The organism is Microbacterium sp. Bi98 (assembly GCF_918698045.1).
In the GTDB taxonomy this organism is placed as follows: domain Bacteria; phylum Actinomycetota; class Actinomycetes; order Actinomycetales; family Microbacteriaceae; genus Microbacterium.
Window position 1 is genome coordinate 20666 of sequence record NZ_CAKKLK010000013.1, and the last position, 17655, is coordinate 38320.

General features: G+C 69.6%; 18 protein-coding genes. 15 read left to right on the forward strand and 3 right to left on the reverse strand.

Annotation, left to right across the window (positions count from 1 at the left end; all coding sequences use genetic code 11):
• Positions 1-76 precede the first annotated feature (76 nt).
• On the forward strand, positions 77-844 hold the full coding sequence (locus LQZ85_RS15575; RefSeq protein ID WP_053099028.1) for an IclR family transcriptional regulator: 768 nt from the start codon (positions 77-79) through the stop codon (positions 842-844).
• Between the two features lie 6 nt (positions 845-850).
• Here the strand turns inward: LQZ85_RS15575 and LQZ85_RS15580 are convergent, their stop codons facing one another.
• Positions 851-1462: a TetR/AcrR family transcriptional regulator gene (locus LQZ85_RS15580; RefSeq protein ID WP_053095438.1), complete on the reverse strand. Its 612-nt coding sequence runs from the start codon at positions 1460-1462 to the stop codon at positions 851-853.
• Positions 1463-1573: 111 nt separating this feature from the next.
• Here LQZ85_RS15580 and LQZ85_RS15585 point away from each other — a divergent pair, with 111 nt between their 5' ends.
• From LQZ85_RS15585 to paaK, 6 genes are read left to right on the forward strand one after another with little or no spacing between them, the layout of a single operon-like run.
• Positions 1574-2761 carry an acetyl-CoA C-acyltransferase gene (locus LQZ85_RS15585; RefSeq protein WP_230101174.1) on the forward strand — a complete coding sequence of 396 codons (1188 nt, stop codon included), beginning with the start codon at positions 1574-1576 and terminating at the stop codon, positions 2759-2761.
• A complete protein-coding gene (locus LQZ85_RS15590) occupies positions 2758-3486 on the forward strand; it encodes an enoyl-CoA hydratase/isomerase family protein (protein ID WP_230101175.1) in 729 nt (242 codons plus the stop codon). Before LQZ85_RS15585 ends, LQZ85_RS15590 begins: the two co-directional genes overlap by 4 nt.
• Positions 3483-4349 carry a 3-hydroxyacyl-CoA dehydrogenase family protein gene (locus LQZ85_RS15595; RefSeq protein WP_230101176.1) on the forward strand — a complete coding sequence of 289 codons (867 nt, stop codon included), beginning with the start codon at positions 3483-3485 and terminating at the stop codon, positions 4347-4349. The genes LQZ85_RS15590 and LQZ85_RS15595 overlap by 4 nt, the downstream gene beginning before the upstream one ends.
• Positions 4346-6427, forward strand: a complete 2082-nt coding sequence (paaZ, locus tag LQZ85_RS15600; protein ID WP_230101177.1) for a phenylacetic acid degradation bifunctional protein PaaZ — start codon at positions 4346-4348, stop codon at positions 6425-6427. The genes LQZ85_RS15595 and paaZ overlap by 4 nt, the downstream gene beginning before the upstream one ends.
• Entirely contained in the window at positions 6424-6816 is a 393-nt protein-coding gene (gene paaI, locus LQZ85_RS15605; RefSeq protein WP_053095433.1) for a hydroxyphenylacetyl-CoA thioesterase PaaI, read from the forward strand. The genes paaZ and paaI overlap by 4 nt, the downstream gene beginning before the upstream one ends.
• A 44-nt stretch (positions 6817-6860) precedes the next feature.
• Positions 6861-8156 (forward strand): phenylacetate--CoA ligase PaaK, encoded by a 1296-nt coding sequence (gene paaK / locus LQZ85_RS15610; RefSeq protein WP_230101178.1) that lies wholly within the window; start codon positions 6861-6863, stop codon positions 8154-8156.
• A gap of 24 nt (positions 8157-8180) precedes the next feature.
• Here the strand turns inward: paaK and LQZ85_RS15615 are convergent, their stop codons facing one another.
• Positions 8181-10301, reverse strand: a complete 2121-nt coding sequence (locus LQZ85_RS15615) for a RecQ family ATP-dependent DNA helicase (RefSeq protein ID WP_230101179.1) — start codon at positions 10299-10301, stop codon at positions 8181-8183.
• Positions 10302-10395: 94 nt separating this feature from the next.
• Between LQZ85_RS15615 and LQZ85_RS15620 the strand changes: the two genes are divergently transcribed.
• The 8 genes from LQZ85_RS15620 to LQZ85_RS15655 all read left to right on the forward strand — a co-directional run bounded on the left by LQZ85_RS15620 (position 10396) and on the right by LQZ85_RS15655 (position 17120).
• A complete protein-coding gene (locus LQZ85_RS15620) occupies positions 10396-10815 on the forward strand; it encodes a pilus assembly protein CpaE (RefSeq protein WP_230101180.1) in 420 nt (139 codons plus the stop codon).
• A gap of 122 nt (positions 10816-10937) precedes the next feature.
• Positions 10938-11915 (forward strand): 1,2-phenylacetyl-CoA epoxidase subunit PaaA, encoded by a 978-nt coding sequence (gene paaA / locus LQZ85_RS15625; RefSeq protein ID WP_230101181.1) that lies wholly within the window; start codon positions 10938-10940, stop codon positions 11913-11915.
• A complete protein-coding gene (gene paaB, locus LQZ85_RS15630) occupies positions 11915-12220 on the forward strand; it encodes a 1,2-phenylacetyl-CoA epoxidase subunit PaaB (RefSeq protein WP_056277472.1) in 306 nt (101 codons plus the stop codon). The genes paaA and paaB overlap by 1 nt, the downstream gene beginning before the upstream one ends.
• A 56-nt stretch (positions 12221-12276) precedes the next feature.
• Complete coding sequence (gene paaC, locus LQZ85_RS15635) at positions 12277-13059, forward strand: 1,2-phenylacetyl-CoA epoxidase subunit PaaC (protein WP_230101201.1); 783 nt, start codon at positions 12277-12279, stop codon at positions 13057-13059.
• On the forward strand, positions 13053-13559 hold the full coding sequence (gene paaD / locus LQZ85_RS15640; RefSeq protein WP_056277465.1) for a 1,2-phenylacetyl-CoA epoxidase subunit PaaD: 507 nt from the start codon (positions 13053-13055) through the stop codon (positions 13557-13559). Before paaC ends, paaD begins: the two co-directional genes overlap by 7 nt.
• Positions 13559-14737, forward strand: a complete 1179-nt coding sequence (gene paaE / locus LQZ85_RS15645) for a 1,2-phenylacetyl-CoA epoxidase subunit PaaE (protein ID WP_230101182.1) — start codon at positions 13559-13561, stop codon at positions 14735-14737. The genes paaD and paaE overlap by 1 nt, the downstream gene beginning before the upstream one ends.
• A gap of 10 nt (positions 14738-14747) precedes the next feature.
• Complete coding sequence (locus tag LQZ85_RS15650) at positions 14748-15518, forward strand: enoyl-CoA hydratase/isomerase family protein (protein WP_230101183.1); 771 nt, start codon at positions 14748-14750, stop codon at positions 15516-15518.
• Positions 15519-15596: 78 nt separating this feature from the next.
• Positions 15597-17120 carry an ATP-dependent DNA ligase gene (locus tag LQZ85_RS15655; RefSeq protein WP_230101184.1) on the forward strand — a complete coding sequence of 508 codons (1524 nt, stop codon included), beginning with the start codon at positions 15597-15599 and terminating at the stop codon, positions 17118-17120.
• A 6-nt stretch (positions 17121-17126) separates the two neighbouring features.
• On the opposite strand, the gene LQZ85_RS15660 is transcribed toward LQZ85_RS15655, so the two are convergent.
• Positions 17127-17636: a phosphoribosyltransferase gene (locus LQZ85_RS15660; RefSeq protein ID WP_230101185.1), complete on the reverse strand. Its 510-nt coding sequence runs from the start codon at positions 17634-17636 to the stop codon at positions 17127-17129.
• Between the last annotated feature and the right edge of the window lie 19 nt (positions 17637-17655).

The window sequence follows — 17655 nt, forward strand, 5'->3', positions numbered from 1 at the left end:
CAGTCGAGTTGTCAAGATCGACCTGACGACCGATGCGACCGCCCGGCTCGACGACGATCCGGAGAGAGGAGCCGCGATGATCCAAGCCATCGATCGCGCAGCGAAAGTGCTCGAGCTGCTGCAGGGTGCGCGCCATCTCGGCATCACGGATCTCGCGCTCGCCCTGAGCCTTCCCCCGTCGACCGTGCACGGGATCGTCAAGTCCCTGCGCGAGCACGGACTCGTCGCGAAGGAGCGCGGCGGGCAGCGCTACATGCTCGGTCCCACCCTGCTGCGGCTGAGCAACGTCTACCTCGACACCCTCGACGTCCGGGCCAGAGCCATGCGGTGGACGCAGGAGCTCGCACGCCGCACGAACCTGCCGGTGCGCCTCGGGGCGCCGCACTTCCACGAGGTGCTCGTGATCCACCACGACCTGCGTCCGGACGACAGCCAGCAGATGCTCGAGACCGGCGTGGCGATCCCCGCGCATGCCTCCGCGATGGGAAAGGTCCTGCTGGCGCACGACCTCGGCTTCCAGCGCACCGTCTTCGAGCGGCCGCTGCACAGCCTCACCGGGGACACGATCACCGACGTCGCCCGACTGCTGCTCGACCTGCCGGCCATCGCCGAGCGGGGCAGCGCCTCGGAGACCGATGAGGCCGTGCTCGGAGAGTCGTCCGTCGCCGCGCCGGTCGCCGACGCGTCGAACGACATCGTCGCCGCGGTCGCCGTCGTGATGCCCACATCGCAGGCGCCCGCCTCGGACGCGGTGCTCAACGCGCTGCGCGAGACGGCGCGCAACATCTCCCGCGAGCTCGGAGCGACCAGCTGGCCTCCCCGCGTGGCGCCGGCCGACGACTGAGCCCGCTCAGCGGGACTGCAGCCCGTCGAGGCTCACCCGCAGGATGTCCTCCCCCAGCTCGTCGGGATCGACGGGACCCCCGGGTCGATACCACTCGACGACCGAGTTGATCATTCCGAAGATGAGCCTGGTGGCGACCGCCGCATCGACGTCGTCACGGATCAGCCCCTCGGTCTGCGCTTCCGACACGATCGCGGTCACGCGCTGGTCGAACGCACGTCTGCGCACCAGCGCGGAGGTCTCGACATCGCCGTTCCCCCGCACGCGCAGCAGCAGCGTCACCGAGGGGAGCTTCTCGGTGAGCACCCGCACCGCGCCGCGGATGATCGCCCGCAGCCGGTCGGAGGCCAGCGAGTGCTGCGCGGTCGCATCATCGACGACGGCCTCGAGCGCATCGAGCGCATCGTTCAGCGCGAGCTCGAGGATCGCCGACTTCGATTCGAAGTGATGGTAGAGCGCCGACTTCGTCAGCCCCAGCGTCGCGCTGAGGTCGGCCACGCTCGTCGCGTCGTAGCCGTGCTCGTTGAAGACCTTGACGGCGACCGCGAGCACCTGCTCGCGGTCATAACCTGGCCGGCCGCGCTTGGGGGCCGGCGCCTGGATTCCGGGCTCTGCCATGGGCCCAGTCTGTCAGTCCGGATGAGTTGCCATTCGCGGAAGGATCTGAGATCGTATTCCTGACCGATCGGTCTGAAATTATCGCCAGCGTGGGCGTTCGAGAGGATGACGATGTCCGAGGCCTATCTCGTCGACGGGGTCCGCACCCCCGTCGGTCGCTACGGAGGCGCACTCGCCGGCATCCGTCCGGACGATCTGGCGGCCCTCGTCGTCGCCGCCACAGTCTCGCGAGCCACCATCCCCGCGGACGACATCGACGAGGTGATCCTCGGCGCCGCGAATCAGGCGGGCGAGGACAACCGCAACGTCGCACGGATGGCCGTGCTGCTCGCGGGCCTCCCCGATTCGATCCCCGGATTGACCGTCAACCGCCTCTGCGCCTCGGGGATGTCAGCCATCGCACTCGCCGCGAACGCCGTACGCGCAGGGGACGCCGACCTCATCGTCGCCGGTGGCGTCGAGTCCATGACACGCGCGCCCTGGGTGCAGGCAAAGCCCGAGCGGGCATGGGCCAAGCCCGGCGCGGCCTTTGACACATCGATCGGCTGGCGCTTCACGAACCCGCGGCTGAGCGCCCGCGACAAAGCCACGTTCTCGATGCCCGAGACCGCCGAAGAGGTCGCACGCATCGACGGGATCACCAGAGCGGATGCCGACGCCTTCGCGCTTCTGAGCCATCAGCGCGCCATCTCGGCGATCGACGGGGGACGCCTCGCCCCGGAGATCGTGGGCGTCGAGACGGGCCGCGGACTCGTCGACACCGACGAAGGCCCGCGCAGGGACAGCACGCTCGACGCGCTGGCCGCACTCCGTCCGGTCGTCGCAGGCGGCCAGGTCGTCACGGCGGGCAACTCCAGTTCCTTGAACGACGGAGCCTCGGCGATCATCGTGGCGAGCGCCGAGGCGGTCGAGCGACATGGCCTTCGTCCGCGCGCACGGATCGTCGCCTCGGCGACCGCCGCGCTCGCCCCCGAGATCATGGGCCTGGGTCCCGTGCCGGCAACGCAGAAAGCGCTCGCGAAGGCGGGCCTACAGGTCGGCGACCTCGGAGCCGTCGAGCTCAACGAGGCCTTCGCCACGCAGTCCCTCGCCTGCATCCGCCGCCTCGGACTCGACCCGTCGATCGTCAACGCCGACGGCGGAGCCATCGCGCTCGGCCATCCCCTCGGCTCCAGCGGATCCCGCCTCATCGTCACACTGCTCGGCCGACTCGAGCGCGAGAACGCGCGCTACGGTCTGGCCACGATGTGCGTCGGCGTGGGTCAGGGCACCGCGATGATCGTGGAGCGTCTGACATGACTCTGCGCATCGAGGAGCATCGAGACCGGGTGGTCGCCACGCTCGACCGGCCCGAGAAGCGCAACGCCATCGACCAGGCGACGATCGACGCGCTGCACGACCTCTGCGCGCTGCTCGAGCGGACGCCGCGCACGCTGATCATCACCGGCACCGACGGCGTCTTCGCGGCGGGCGCCGACATCGCCCAGCTGCGCGATCGCACCGCCGACGACGCCCGACGCGCCATCAATGCGACCGCATTCATCCGCATCCATGATCTCCCGATGCCGGTGATCGCCGCACTCGACGGATACGCGCTCGGGGGCGGAGCCGAACTCGCCTACGCCGCCGACATCCGCATCGCGACGCCGTCCCTCCGCATCGGCAACCCCGAGACCGGGCTCGGCATCATCGCCGCAGCCGGCGCGACCTGGCGCCTGCCCGAGATCGCCGGAGACGCGAGGGCGAGCGAGCTGCTCCTCACCGGCCGAGCTCTGGATGCCGAAGAGGCGCTGAGGTGGGGACTCGTGTCGTCGCTCCATCCGGCCGACGAGCTGCTCGCGGCCGCACACCGGATCGTCGATCGCATCGCGGCGAACGATCCCCTCGCGACGCAGCACACCAAACGCGCTCTGCGCACTCCGCGAGCAGGCCACCCGGCGATCGAGGTCGAACTGCAGGCCGAGCTGTTCGAGTCGCCCGAGAAGATCCGCCGCATGACCGACTTCCTGGAGAAGAGACGATGAGCGACATCGGCAGCGCCCCGAATCGGGTCGGCGTGCTCGGAGGCGGCCGCATGGGAGCCGGCATCGCACATGCGTTCCTGCTCGCCGGATCTCACGTCAGCGTGATCGAGCGCGATGCGGCGAGCGCCGATGCGGCGCTGACCCGCATCGGCGGCAGCATCCGCAGATCCGTCGACCGCGACCCCTCTCTCGACGAGGCCGAATTGACCGCGCGCATCACGACCGGCGTCGATCCCGGAGCCTTCGCCGCGGTCGACCTCGCGATCGAGGCGGTTCCCGAAGACCGGGCCCTCAAGGAGGACGCACTGTCGCGGGCCGAAGCCGTGCTGCCCCCGTCGGCGGTTCTGGCGAGCAACACCTCGTCGATCTCGATCGACGATCTCGCTGCGGGCCGCAGGCATCCGGAGCGATTCCTCGGCCTGCACTTCTTCAATCCGGTGCCCGCGTCGGCCCTAGTCGAGGTCGTGCGCGGCGCAGCGACCGACCGGGCGGTCGTCGAGAGCGCCACCGCCTGGGTGGCCGCCCTCGGCAAGACGCCGATCGTCGTCAGCGACTCCCCGGGCTTCGCGTCGTCGCGGCTGGGCGTGATGCTGGGCCTCGAGGCGATCCGGATGCTCGAGGAGGGCGTCGCCTCGGCCGCCGACATCGATGCCGCGATGACGCTCGGGTATCGGCATCCGATGGGTCCGCTGCGCACCACCGACATCGTCGGGCTCGATGTGCGCCTCGGCATCGCCGAAGAGCTGGAGCGCACGCTCGGCGAGCGATTCGCTGCACCGGAACTGCTGCGCCGCATGGTCGCCGAGGGAAAGCTGGGCCGCAAGAGCGGCGAAGGGTTCTACGCATGGAACGAGGAGAGATGACCGAGTATCTGCCGAGCTACGTCCAGGGCGAGTGGTGGACGCCGTCGTCACCCACGCGATCCACAGAGGTCCGCGATGCGTCCACCGGCGACGTCGTCGCCGTCGTGTCGTCCGTGGGCCTCGACCTGGCCGGGGCACTGGAGTACGCCCGCTCCGTCGGGCAGAAGAGCCTCGGTGCGCTCACGTTCCACCAGCGGGCCGTGCTGCTGAAGCAGTTCGCCCTCGCTCTCACCGAGCGCAAGGACGAGCTGTATGCGCTGTCCGCCCGTACCGGCGCCACGAAGGCCGACTCGTGGGTCGACATCGACGGCGGCATCGGCGTGCTCTTCTCGTACTCGGGCAAGGGCCGCCGCGAGCTGCCGAACAGCCGCGTGCATGTCGACGGCCCCGTGGAGCCGCTGTCGAAGGACGGGTCGTTCCTGGGTCGTCATGTCTACACGACGCTCCCCGGGGTCGCTGTGCAGATCAACGCGTTCAACTTCCCGGTGTGGGGTTCGCTCGAGAAGTTCGCACCCGCGTTCCTCGCCGGCATGCCGACGCTCGTGAAGCCCGCGACGCCCACGGGCTACGTCGCCGAGGCGATGGTGCGCATCCTCGTCGAATCGGGACTGCTGCCCGACGGATCGCTGCAGCTCGTCAGCGGCAGCGTGCCTGACCTGTTCGAGAACCTGCGGCTCGGCGACATCGTCGGGTTCACCGGCAGCGCGTCGACCGCGGAGAGCCTCAAAGCCCACGCCGCGGTGCAGACCGGCGGTGTGCGGTTCACCGCCGAGACCGACTCGATCAACGCCTCGGTGCTCGGCACAGACGCGATCGAGGGCACCCCGGAGTTCGACGCCTACGTGCGCCAGCTCGTCACCGAGATGACGAGCAAGGCCGGCCAGAAGTGCACGGCCATCCGGCGTGCGATCGTGCCGGCGGGCTCGGCCGACGCGATCATCGGCGCCGTGCAGGCGCGCCTCGCTGAGAAGACCGTGCTGGGCGACCCCCGCGCCGAGGGCGTCACCATGGGTCCCCTGGCCTCGACGGGGCAGCGCGATGAGGTGCTGCGCCAGGTGGATCGCCTGCAGGCGGCGGGCGGGCAGGTCGTCGTCGGGACGACGGATGCTCCCGAGGTCCGCCGCGCAGACGGCAGCACCGGCACCGCACCCGACGGAGCCTTCGTGTCGCCGCTGCTGCTGCGCTTCGAGGACTCGCAGTCCGATGCGGCGCACTCGATCGAGGCCTTCGGCCCCGTGTCGTCGCTGCTCACGTACGACACCATCGCCGAGGCCGCAGCGCTCGTCGCCCGAGGTGGCGGCTCGCTGGTCACCAGCATCGCCACGCATGACCCGGCGCAGGCCGTGGAGCTCGCCACGCGCATCGCACCGTTCAACGGCCGGATGCTGCTGCTCGACCGCGACGATGCACGATCGTCGACCGGGCACGGATCGCCCCTGCCCAACCTCGTGCACGGCGGCCCCGGTCGAGCCGGCGGCGGTGAGGAGCTCGGCGGCATCCGCGCGGTGCTGCATCACATGCAGCGCACGGCAGTGCAGGGTTCACCCGAGATGCTGACTGCCTTGACGGGTGTCTGGCACGCGGGGGCGGCCGCGCGCAGCGACGGTCGGCATCCGTTCCGCAAGTCGCTCGCGGAACTCCGCATCGGCGACCAGATCGTCTCCGGCTCGCGCGAGGTGACCCTCGCCGACATCGAGACGTTCGCGCACTTCACGGGCGACACGTTCTACGCCCACATGGACGAGGCATCCGCCGCCGCGAACCCGTTCTTCCCCGGACGGGTCGCGCACGGCTACCTGCTCGTCTCGTGGGCCGCCGGTCTCTTCGTCGATCCGGAGCCCGGACCCGTGCTCGCGAACTACGGTCTGGAGAACCTGCGATTCGTCACGCCGGTCTCCCCCGGCGACACGATCCGCGTCGAGCTGACCGCGAAGCAGATCACGCCGCGTGAGACGGACGAGTACGGAGAGGTGCGCTGGGACGCGGTGATCCGCAATCAGAGCGACGAGCTCGTCGCCACCTACGACGTGCTCACGCTGGTGAACAAGCAGCCGACACCCGAGGTCGTCGCCGCATGAGAGAGATGATGCAGCGCGATGCCGCATCGCAGATGCTCGGCATGACCGTCGAGGAGGACGCCCCCGGAGAGGCCGTCGTCTCGATGACCGTGCGCGACGACATGCTGAACGGGTTCGCCATCACGCATGGCGGACTGGTGTTCACCCTCGCCGACACCGCCTTCGCGATCGCCTGCAACGAGGACGATCGCGTCACGGTCGCGGGTGGTGCCGACATCACCTTCCTGAAATCCACGACCGCCGGCCAGCGACTGACAGCGCGCGCGGTGCGCCGTGTCGTCAGCGGACGCAACGGCCTGTACGACGTGACGGTGACCGACGAATCGGGCGATGTCGTCGCCGAGGTCCGCGGCCGCTCGCTCACGACGAACCGGTCGCACCCCGCCTGAGCGCACGCACGCTCACTGCTCTGTCCCCGACGAAGGAGTCGACGATGACCGCAACACATGCCGAGATCGGTGCCGAGGCCGAGCTTCATTCGCCTGAACGACTGGCGCGGCTGCAGCTGCAGCGCCTGCAGTGGACCGTCCGGCATGCCTACGAGAACGTGCCGACCTATCGCCGCAAGTTCGACGAGCACGGCGTGCACCCCGACGATGTGCGCACCCTCGACGACGTGCGGCGTCTGCCGTTCACCACCAAGGCCGACCTGCGCGAGAGCTATCCGTTCGGCATGTTCGCCGTGCCGATGGCCGACGTGCGACGCGTCCACGCGTCGTCGGGCACGACGGGGCGGCCGACCGTCGTCGGGTACACCGAAGGAGACCTCGACCGGTGGAGCGACCTGGTGGCGCGGTCGCTGCACGCCGCGGGCATCCGCGCGGGGATGAAGGTGCACAACGCCTACGGCTACGGGCTCTTCACCGGCGGACTCGGCACGCATGCCGGGATCGAGCGTCTCGGAGCGACCGTGATCCCGGTGTCGGGAGGGCAGACCGCCCGGCAGGTGCAGCTGATCACGGATTTCGAACCGGATGCCATCCTCTGCACGCCGAGTTATCTGCTCACGATCGCTGACGCGATGGAAGCCTCGGGCATCGATCCGACGACCACGTCGCTGCGCGTCGCGGTGCTCGGCGCCGAGCCGTGGACGAACGAGATGCGTCGTGAGATCGAGCGGCGACTGAACATCGATGCCGTCGACATCTACGGGCTCAGCGAGGTGATGGGGCCGGGGGTCGCGAGCGAGAGCGTGCTCACGAAAGACGGCCCGCACATCTGGGAGGACCATTTCCTGCCCGAGATCATCGACGGAGAGACCGGGGAACGGCTGCCGGACGATGCGCTCGGCGAGCTCGTCTTCACCTCGCTGACCAAAGAGGCTTTTCCTGTGATCCGGTATCGCACGCGCGATCTGACGCGCCTGCTGCCGGGAACCACCTTTCCGGCGCTTCGACGCATGGAGAAGATCACCGGCCGCAACGACGACATGATCATCCTGCGCGGCGTGAACCTCTTCCCCACCCAGATCGAGGAGCTGGTGATGGGCATCGAGACGCTCACCCCGCATTTCGTGCTCGAGCTGCACCACGTCGGGCAGCTCGACACGATGACCGTGCGCATCGAGCGACACCCGTCGCTGAGTGCCGAGGACTGCGATGCCGCCGCTGCGGTGCTCACCCACCGCATCAAGATGCACATCGGCACCAGCGTCGACGTGACGGTCGAGGAGCCGGGCACGCTGCCCCGGAGCGAGGGCAAATACCAGCGGGTCTACGACCTGCGGTAGGGCTCGAGCCGGGTGTCCCCGCCGTCAGCCGCGCAGCGCGAGCACGAACGGGAGCACGTCGCTCGCCCCCGCCTGGCGCAGCGTGCGCGCGGCGACCGTGAGCGTCCAGCGGCTGTCGGCGAGATCGTCGACGAGCAGCACGGGACCGGTCGGCACGTCGAGGCCCTGCGCGCTGAATCTGTCCCACAGACCTGCCAGCCGGAACACGCTGTTGCCACCGGGTTGGCCCGTCGGCCCGCCGTTCACGAGGTCGAGCGCACCGAGATACGGCAGGCGGCCGATCTCGGCGATCCCGCGGGCGAGTGAGTCGACGAGCAGCGGATGCGATCGCGACGGCATGGCGACGACCGCGACGGGGCGCTCGGTCCACCCCCAGTCGGCGAGCACGCGCACGCAGCCGCCGAGGACCTGGGGCGTCACCACCGCGTCAGGGGCTCCCGCCGCGAAGAGCTCGCGCAGCGTGCCGCCCCAGCCGAGGTCGGTGAGACGGGCGAGTGCGCGCCCTTCTCCGGCCTGCTCCCCCGCGGGGATGCGCCCCTTCACCGGCACGTCGAGCTTGTCGGCTCCGGTCGGCCAGGCGCGACGAGGCTCGACCGGGACACCGACGCGATCGAGCGATTCCGCGGCCTGCGTCGTCGCCGATTCGCCGATCTCGCTCGGGAACCAGATGCCGGCGCAGTTGTCGCATCTCCCGCAGGGCGCAGCCGTGTCGTCGTCGAGTGAGCGCTGGAGGAATTCCATGCGGCATCCGTCGGTCTGCTCGTAGTCGATCATGTGCTGCTGCTCGGCGCGACGCTCGGCCGCGATGCGCTCATAGCGCTCGGCGTCGTAGGGCCACGGCTGTCCCGTCGCGACCCACCCGCCCTGCACCCGGCGCACCGCGCCGTCGACGTCGAGAACCTTGAGCAGCAGTTCGAGCGGAGTACGCCGGATGTCGACCATCGCCTCGAGCGAGGGCGTCGAGATGGGCTGATCGCCGAGGGCGGCGATCACCCGCTCGGCGCGCTCCCGATCCGGCATCGACGCGGTCGCGAAGTAGTGCCAGATGTCGCGGTCTTCGACGCCGGGCAGCAGGAGCACGTCGGCGCTCTCGCTCGCACGACCGGCACGGCCGACCTGCTGGTAGTACGCGACCGGCGACGACGGCGCGCCGAGGTGCAGCACGAAACCGAGGTCCGGCTTGTCGAAGCCCATCCCGAGCGCGCTCGTGGCGACGAGGGCCTTGACCTCGTTGCGCTTCAGCATCCCTTCCGACTCGGTGCGCTCGTCGGTGTCGGTCTGTCCGGTGTACGCGCGCACGTCGTGCCCGTGATCGCGCAGCAGCCGGGCGGTGTCGACCGCGGCCGCGACCGTCAGGGTGTAGATGATGCCCGAACCGGGCAGGTCGTCGATATGACTGAGCAGCCATGCGAGCCGGCTGGCGGAGTCGCGCAGACGCAGGACGCCGAGACGCAGCGAGGTGCGCGCGAGCGGGCCGCGGATCGTGAGCACCTCGGAGCCGGCGGCATCCGACGCCCCTTCCGTGCCGAGCTGCTCGGCGACGTCGGCCACGACCCTGCTGTTCGCGGTCGCCGTCGTCGCGAGCACGGGCACCTCGGGCGGCATCTGCTCGATGAGGTCGCGCAGCCGCCGGTAATCGGGGCGGAAGTCGTGCCCCCAGTCGCTGATGCAGTGCGCCTCGTCGACCACCAGCATGCCGATCCGTCGAACCAGCGCCGGCAGCTGCTGCTCGCGGAACGCGGGATTGTTGAGTCGTTCGGGAGAGACGAGCAGCACATCGACCTCGTCTCGGTCGAGCTGCTCCATGACCTCCGACCACTCGTGCGCATTGGTCGAGTTGATCGCCACCGCTCGAACGCCTGCCCGCTCGGCCGCGGCGATCTGATCGCGCATCAGCGCGAGAAGCGGCGAGACGAGGACGGTCGGCCCTGCCCCCTGGCGGCGCAGCAGCAGCGTCGCGACGAAGTACACAGCCGACTTGCCCCACCCGGTGCGCTGCACGACCAGCGCGCGGCGGCGCCCCTCGACCAGAGCCTCGATCGCCTCGTACTGACCGTCGTGGAAGTCGGCGTCCGGGCGGCCGACCAGCTCGCGCAGAGCCGAGAGCGCAGCAGTGCGGGTGTCGACAGAGGCGGGAGAAGTCATGTCTCCACTCTGCCCGATGCCTCCGACACCCGGTGCGCCACCATCCACAGGCGGATTCGAGCCGAGCCTCGGCGACGTCGTCTAGCGTGGGACGATGATCACCCGAGAACTGGCCGTATCCCTGCGCGACGCCGGACTCGTGTGGCATCCCGCCGAGGGCGACCGCTTTCAGCTCGATCTTCCGAACGATGTCGAGCTCGAGGCCGAAGCCGATGTCTTCACGGTCAGCGAGATGACGATCGAGGCCCGCCAGACCCCGAGCGGCACGGACCTCGCCTTCAACGGCACGACGGAGTGGGCGCTCGACGCCGTGACCCTCGCGGACGCGGTGTGGCTCCCCCGCGAGGATCAGCTGCGTGAGCTGCTGCGCGGCACCTTCCGGGCGCTGAGCCGCCTCTCCGACACCTTCGTGGTCGAGGTCGAGATCGCCGGCGAGACCCTGCGTTTCGAGCATCCGGATCCCTCCGAGGCGTGCGGCAGAGCCCTCCTCGACCTCGTCTCCCGCTCTCGCTGAGCAACTCTCCGAGCATCTCGCCGAGCGCCGCATCGGGGGTCTTCCTTGCGCCGCGACGACCTCCGTGTCAGAATTACCTAACGACCGGTCAGTAAAGCGGATCGGAAACCGAGGAGTCGATGATGACCAGCCCCGCAGATCTCTCCCTCGTCGACGGAGAGCTATCCGACGACGAGCGCCTGTTCGACGAGCTCATCGCGAACGAGCAGCGCATCGAGCCTCGCGACTGGATGCCCGATGCCTATCGCAAGACGCTGATCCGTCAGATCTCGCAGCACGCGCACTCCGAGATCATCGGCATGCAGCCGGAGGGCAACTGGATCACCCGGGCGCCGAGCCTCAAGCGCAAGGCGATCCTGATGGCCAAGGTCCAGGACGAGGCGGGGCACGGACTCTATCTCTACTCCGCCGCACAGACGCTCGGCATCTCGCGCGACGAGATGATGGATCAGCTCATCAGCGGCAAGGCCAAGTACTCGTCGATCTTCAACTATCCGACACCCACCTGGGCCGACATGGGGGCGATCGGGTGGCTCGTCGACGGAGCCGCCATCTGCAACCAGGTGCCGCTGTGCCGCGCCTCCTACGGGCCCTACGGCCGCGCGATGGTGCGCGTCTGCAAGGAGGAGTCGTTCCATCAGCGCCAGGGATTCGAGATCCTGCTGTCGCTGATGCAGGGAACCGACGAGCAGAAGAAGATGGCGCAGGATGCCGTGAACCGCTGGTACTGGCCGAGTCTGGCGATGTTCGGTCCGCCCGACGACCAGTCCCCCAACTCCGCGCAGTCGATGAAGTGGAAGATCAAGCGCTTCACGAACGACGAGCTGCGTCAGCGCTTCGTCAGCATGCTCGTGCCCCAGGCCGAGATCCTCGGCGTGACCCTGCCCGACCCTGATCTGCGCTTCGACGACGAGACCGGCCAGTACGTGATCGGCGAGATCGACTGGGACGAGTTCTTCGAGGTGCTGCGCGGCAACGGCCCCTGCAATGCCGAGCGTCTCGAACGCCGCCGCACGGCCCATGATGACGGCGCGTGGGTGCGCGAGGCTGCGGCCGAGTACGCCCGCAAGCAGGCGCTGAAGACGAAGGCGGTGGCGTGATGGCGACGCCCGGTGCCGACGCCCGCGAGCCCTGGCCGCTCTGGGAGGTCTTCGTCCGCGCGAACCGCGGCCTGAGCCACGTCCACGTCGGGTCGCTGCACGCCCCGGATGCCGACATGGCCATCCGCAACGCCCGGGATCTCTACACGCGACGCGGCGAGGGCGTGTCGATCTGGGCGGTGCCCGCCGAGGCGATCACGACCAGCGACCCCGACGCCAAGGGCGCCTACTTCGAGAGCCCCGCCGGCAAGAACTATCGGCACGCCGTGTACTACACGGCGTCCGAGGGGGTGCCGCACCTGTGAGCCACATCCAGGGTGATATCCACGGCGACCCGCACGGGGACGTCTCGGTCGACGAGCTGCGGCTCGGTGACGAGCTCACCGGAACCGGCTCCGCGGCGGCATCCGCCGACATCGCCGAGTACGCGCTCTGGCTCGGCGACGATGCACTGATCCTGTCGCAGCAGCTCGGTGAGTGGATCTCCCGCGCGCCCGAACTCGAAGAGGACGTCGCCCTCGGCAACATCGCGCTCGACCTGCTCGGGCATGCCCGCTCGTTCCTGCACTTCGCGGGGTCTTTCGACGGACGCTCCGAAGACGATCTCGCGTACTTCCGCGACGAACCGGAGTTCCGCTGCGCCTGGATCGTCGAGCAGCCCAACGGCGACTTCGCGCAGACCATCGCCCGCCAGTTCGTCGTGTCGACCTACATGTTCGAGCTGTACTCGGCCCTGCGGGCGAGCAGCGACCCGACCCTCGCGGCGATCGCCGAGAAGTCCCTCAAAGAGGTCGACTACCACCGAGACCACGCGGTGCAATGGGTGCTGCGGCTCGCCGGCGGCACCGACGAATCCCGGCGACGGATGATCCGCGCGCTGGGCGACGTCTGGCCGTATGCCGACGAGCTCTTCCGCGACGAGCCCCTGATCGACCGCCTCGGGGACGCCGCGGCGCGTCCGTCGACGCTGCGAGCGGGCTTCGACGCCGTCGTCGCCGCCGTCTTCGCCGAGGCCGAGCTGACGCTTCCCGCCGTCGCGGCATCCTCGGCCGGAGGACGGCGAGGAGCGCACGCGAGTCCGTTCGGCCATGTCCTCGCGGAGATGCAGGTCCTGGCGCGACGGCATCCGGGAGCGTCATGGTGACCGGCACGCTGCAGACCGCGCCCCGGTCGACCGCCTGGCGGATCGCCGCGGCCGTGGCCGACCCCGAGGTGCCCGTGCTGACGATCGAGGACCTCGGCGTGCTGCGCGCGGTCACCGTCGACGGCGACGTGGTGCGCGTCGACATCACCCCGACCTACAGCGGGTGCCCGGCGATGGACACGATCCGCGACGACGTCATCCTCGCCCTGACCGCCGCGGGATACTCACGGGTCGAGGTCCGGCTCGTGCTCTCCCCCGCATGGACGACGGACTGGATGTCGGATGCCGGCAGGCAGAAGCTCGCCGAGTACGGCATCGCGCCTCCGACCGGGCGCTCGGCGATCTCGTCCGGCCCGATCCGCCTCGCGATCAGCGTGCGGTGCCCTCGGTGCGGCTCGCTGGACACCCGCGAGGTCTCGCGCTTCGGATCCACCTCGTGCAAGGCGCTGTTCGAATGCCGCGCCTGCCTCGAACCCTTCGACCACTTCAAGGTGCACTGATGTCGCTGTTCGCCCTCTCCGGTCCCGCGCCCGCGCCGTCGCCTCGTCGAGCCGCCGCGCCGACGAAGAAGCGCGCGCGCTTCCACACCCTCGCCGTCGAGGAGGTGCGGCCGTTGACCGACGACTCGGTCGAGGTGACCTTCTCGGTTCCCGCCGACCTCGCCGACGACTACGACCACCTGCCCGGCCAGTATGTCGCCCTGCGCACGTCGCTCGACGGCACGGAGGTGCGCCGGTCGTACTCGCTGTGCCGCGCACCCGAGCACCGCACGGCCGAGCAGATCGCCGCCGGTGTCCCGACCCGGCTCAGCGTCGCCGTGAAGCGCGACGAGGGCGGGCTCTTCTCGACCTGGGCGCAGACGGGCCTTCACCCCGGGTTCGAGATCGACGTGATGAGTCCGCAGGGCACGTTCACCTCCGGGCTCGACGATCTCGATCAGCGTCACGTCGTGGGCATCGCTGCGGGCTCCGGCATCACGCCGCTGATGGCTCTCGCCCACACCGTGCTGACGCGCTCCGACACCTCCCGCTTCACCCTGCTCTACACGAACCGCTCGACGCTCGACGTGATGTTCCTCGAGGATCTCGCCGACCTCAAGGATCGCTACCCGACGCGCCTGACGCTGCACCATGTGCTGTCCCGCGAGCAGCGCACGGCCCCCGTGCTCTCCGGACGCATCGACGAGGAGAAGCTGCGCACCATCCTGGGGGCGCTCATCGATCCGACCGACGTCGACGAATGGTTCCTGTGCGGACCGCTCTCGCTGGTCGACCTGTGCCGAGAGGTGCTCGCCGACGTCGGTGTGCCGCGTGAGCACATCCGCTTCGAGCTCTTCACGACGGGTGACGAGCCGGCGCGCGCCGCCCGCCCTGTCGAGGTGCGCGCGGGCGAGAAGACGATCCGCATCGAGGTGAATCTCGACGGCGTCTCGTCGACCGTCGAGAGTCCGGTCGACGCGCACGAGTCCGTGCTCAATGCCGCTCTGCGGGTGCGACCCGATGCGCCGTTCGCGTGTGCGGGCGGCGTCTGCGGAACCTGCCGTGCGAGGGTCATCGAGGGCAGCGTGACGATGACGGAGAACTACGCGCTCGAGCCCGACGAGCTCGAGCGCGGCTACGTCCTCACCTGCCAATCCCACCCCACGAGCGACCGCATCGTGGTCGACTACGACGTCTGAGGAGCATCGGATGATCGATCTGACCGTCGCCGGCGACGTCGCCACCGTCGTCCTGAATGCGCCGACGAAACGGAATTCACTCGACGAGCAGGCGCTCCGCGATCTCGGCCGCGCCTACGACGAGGCGGATGCCGCGGGAGTGCGCGCGCTGGTGCTGCGGGGCGAGGGCCGGGCCTTCTGCGCCGGTCGCGACATCTCGGGCGTCGACCCCCGTGACGACGACGTGATCGGGTATCTCGGCGGGCTCGTGACCCCGCTGCTGCAGCGGATGGCACGGTTCCCCGCCCCGACCTTCGCGGTGGCGCACGGCGCCTGTCTCGGCGTCGGCCTCGGACTCCTCATCGCCACCGACGTCGTGTACGTCGCAGAGTCGGCCAAGATCGGGTCACCGTTCGCCGCGCTCGGTGCCACTCTCGACTCCGGCGGCCACGCCCTCTTCGTCGAACGTCTCGGGGCGCACCGGGCACTCGACCTCATCTACACCGGTCGGCTGATGAGCGGCACCGAGGCCGTGTCATCGGGGCTCTTCTCCCGGGTGCTGCCCGACGACGAGGTCGTGCAGGCGACGACGGATGCCGCGGCGACCGCTGCGCGTGGCGCCACCGCCGCCTTCCTGGCGAGCAAGCTACTGGTCGCCAGGATCCGCGACGAGCGCCTGGCGCTGTGGGAGTCGATCGATCTCGAGAACGCCGCCCAGGCCGCCCTGTGCGACACCGACGACTACCGCGAGGGGTTCGCGGCGTTCCAGGAGAAGCGCACGCCGGAGTTCCGCGGCCGCTGAGTCGCATCCGCTTACTGCGGCAGGACGGACGGACGCAAGGCCGTCGCCGATGTCGGATGCGGATGCGAGACTGCCTGCATGTTGCTCTCGGAGCTCGTCTCCACCGCCGAAGAGGTCACCGCCACCGCATCGCGCCTGGCGAAGATCGACGCCGTGTCCCGGCTGCTCGCACGCGCTGACGCTGCCGACGTGCCCGCCCTCGTCGGGCTGCTGCTCGCGACGCCGCGACAGGGACGGCTGGGTGTCGGCTGGCGCGGAGTGGCGGCGCTCGACGTGCAGCACGCTGCCGAGCCCTCGCTGTCGATCCGTGATGTCGATGACGCGTTCGAGGCCTTGACCGGCTCGTCAGGGTCGGGGTCGGCCGCGGCGCGTTCCGCGATCCTCTCGGCTCTCGCGTCGCGAGCGACGGCTCCCGAATGGGACTTCCTGTCGCGGGCCATGCTCGGCGAGCTGCGCACGGGCGCGCTCGGCGGCGTCCTGCTCGATGCCATCGCCCGTGCCGCGGATCGCCCGGCGGCATCGGTGCGACGAGCAGCGATGCTCTCCGGCGACCTGGGCGAGACCGCCGTGCTCGCACTCACCGGCACGGAGGACGAACTCGATGCGGTCGGCCTGGTGGTCGGTCGCCCCGTGCTGCCGATGCTCGCATCGACCGCGGCCACCCCGACCGCCGCGCTCGACATCACCGGCACCGCGTCCGTCGAGTACAAGCTCGATGGCGCGCGCATCCAGGTGCATCGCCAGGGAGACGATGTGAGCGTCTACACCCGCAGCCTCGCCGACATCACCCACCGGGTGCCGGAGATCGTCGAGATCGTGCGCGCGCTCCCCGCACACGATCTGATCCTCGACGGTGAGACGTTGTCACTCGACGAAGACGGCGGCCCTCGGCCGTTCCAGCAGACGATGTCGCGGTTCGGGGCGGACGTCTCGCGCGAGCTCGTGCTGCGGCCCTGGTTCTTCGACATCCTGCACGTCGACGGACGCGATCTGCTCGACGAGCCCCTGTCCACCCGCCTGACCGAACTCGAGAGGGTCGTCGGCGAATGGCGTATGCCGGGCATCGTCACCGACGACGCCGAAGCGGCCGAGCAGCTGTCGCGCGAGGCTCTCGCCGCGGGCCACGAGGGGGTGCTCGTCAAAGGGATCGATGCGCCCTATTCGGCGGGACGCCGCGGCAAGTCCTGGGTCAAGGTCAAGCCCGTGCTCACGTACGACCTGGTCGTGCTCGCCGCCGAATGGGGGTCGGGTCGGCGCCAGGGGCTCCTGTCGAACCTGCACCTCGGCGCACTCGACCCGACCGGCGAGTTCGGCGAGCCCGGCGGTCTCGTCATGGTCGGCAAGACGTTCAAGGGGCTCACCGACGAGCTGCTGCGCTGGCAGACGGAGAACTTCCCGCCGCTCGAGACGAGGCGCACGCAGGGCGCGGTGTTCCTGAGACCGGAGTTCGTGGTCGAGATCGCGATCGACGGCGTGCAGCGCTCGCCGCGATACCCCGGAGGCATCGCGTTGAGGTTCGCGAGAGTCAAGGGCTATCGACCCGACAAGAACCCCGCCGACGCCGACACGATCCAGACCCTGCGGGCGCTGCTGCGCGGGTGATTCCCGTCAGGCCGACGGAGCGAGACCGAGGTCCTCTTCGCGCACCGTGCCCTGGAACGACCAGGGGAAGTTGATCCACAGGTCGGTGTCCTTCCAGGCGTAGTCGGGCTGGATGATCGTCGACGGCTTGGTGTAGATCGTGACCGAGCGCACGTCGGCACCCTTGTCCTTCAGCAGCTGCACGGCGAGGGCGAGCGTGCGACCCGAATCTGCGACGTCGTCGACCAGCAGCACGCGTCGACCCTCGAGATACGCCATGTCGAGTTCGGGCGGCAGCACCTCCGGCGCGTCGAGCACCGTGCCGATGCCGGTGTAGAACTCGACGTTGATCGCACCGCAGTTCTTCGCTCCGAGACCGTAGGCGATGGCACCGGCAGGCAGCAGACCGCCCCGCGCGATGGCCACCACGACCTCGGGCATGAAGCCGCTGTCCAGGATCCGGCGCGCGAGGTCTCGCGTCGCGGATCCGAAGCCGTCCCAGGTGAGCGTCTCGCGCTCGATCGATGCATCCGTCATCGTCTCATTCTCCTGCACC

Coding starts and splice junctions, on each gene's coding strand:
- paaI (WP_053095433.1), top strand. CDS start 6,424: ATGAGAGAGATGATGCAGCGCGATGCCGCATCGCAGATGCTCGGCATG.
- LQZ85_RS15590 (WP_230101175.1), top strand. CDS start 2,758: ATGACTCTGCGCATCGAGGAGCATCGAGACCGGGTGGTCGCCACGCTC.
- paaA (WP_230101181.1), top strand. CDS start 10,938: ATGACCAGCCCCGCAGATCTCTCCCTCGTCGACGGAGAGCTATCCGAC.
- paaD (WP_056277465.1), top strand. CDS start 13,053: ATGGTGACCGGCACGCTGCAGACCGCGCCCCGGTCGACCGCCTGGCGG.
- LQZ85_RS15660 (WP_230101185.1), bottom strand. CDS start 17,636: ATGACGGATGCATCGATCGAGCGCGAGACGCTCACCTGGGACGGCTTC.
- paaE (WP_230101182.1), top strand. CDS start 13,559: ATGTCGCTGTTCGCCCTCTCCGGTCCCGCGCCCGCGCCGTCGCCTCGT.
- LQZ85_RS15575 (WP_053099028.1), top strand. CDS start 77: ATGATCCAAGCCATCGATCGCGCAGCGAAAGTGCTCGAGCTGCTGCAG.
- LQZ85_RS15585 (WP_230101174.1), top strand. CDS start 1,574: ATGTCCGAGGCCTATCTCGTCGACGGGGTCCGCACCCCCGTCGGTCGC.
- LQZ85_RS15650 (WP_230101183.1), top strand. CDS start 14,748: ATGATCGATCTGACCGTCGCCGGCGACGTCGCCACCGTCGTCCTGAAT.
- paaZ (WP_230101177.1), top strand. CDS start 4,346: ATGACCGAGTATCTGCCGAGCTACGTCCAGGGCGAGTGGTGGACGCCG.
- paaB (WP_056277472.1), top strand. CDS start 11,915: ATGGCGACGCCCGGTGCCGACGCCCGCGAGCCCTGGCCGCTCTGGGAG.
- LQZ85_RS15620 (WP_230101180.1), top strand. CDS start 10,396: ATGATCACCCGAGAACTGGCCGTATCCCTGCGCGACGCCGGACTCGTG.
- LQZ85_RS15580 (WP_053095438.1), bottom strand. CDS start 1,462: ATGGCAGAGCCCGGAATCCAGGCGCCGGCCCCCAAGCGCGGCCGGCCA.
- LQZ85_RS15655 (WP_230101184.1), top strand. CDS start 15,597: ATGTTGCTCTCGGAGCTCGTCTCCACCGCCGAAGAGGTCACCGCCACC.
- paaK (WP_230101178.1), top strand. CDS start 6,861: ATGACCGCAACACATGCCGAGATCGGTGCCGAGGCCGAGCTTCATTCG.
- LQZ85_RS15595 (WP_230101176.1), top strand. CDS start 3,483: ATGAGCGACATCGGCAGCGCCCCGAATCGGGTCGGCGTGCTCGGAGGC.
- LQZ85_RS15615 (WP_230101179.1), bottom strand. CDS start 10,301: ATGACTTCTCCCGCCTCTGTCGACACCCGCACTGCTGCGCTCTCGGCT.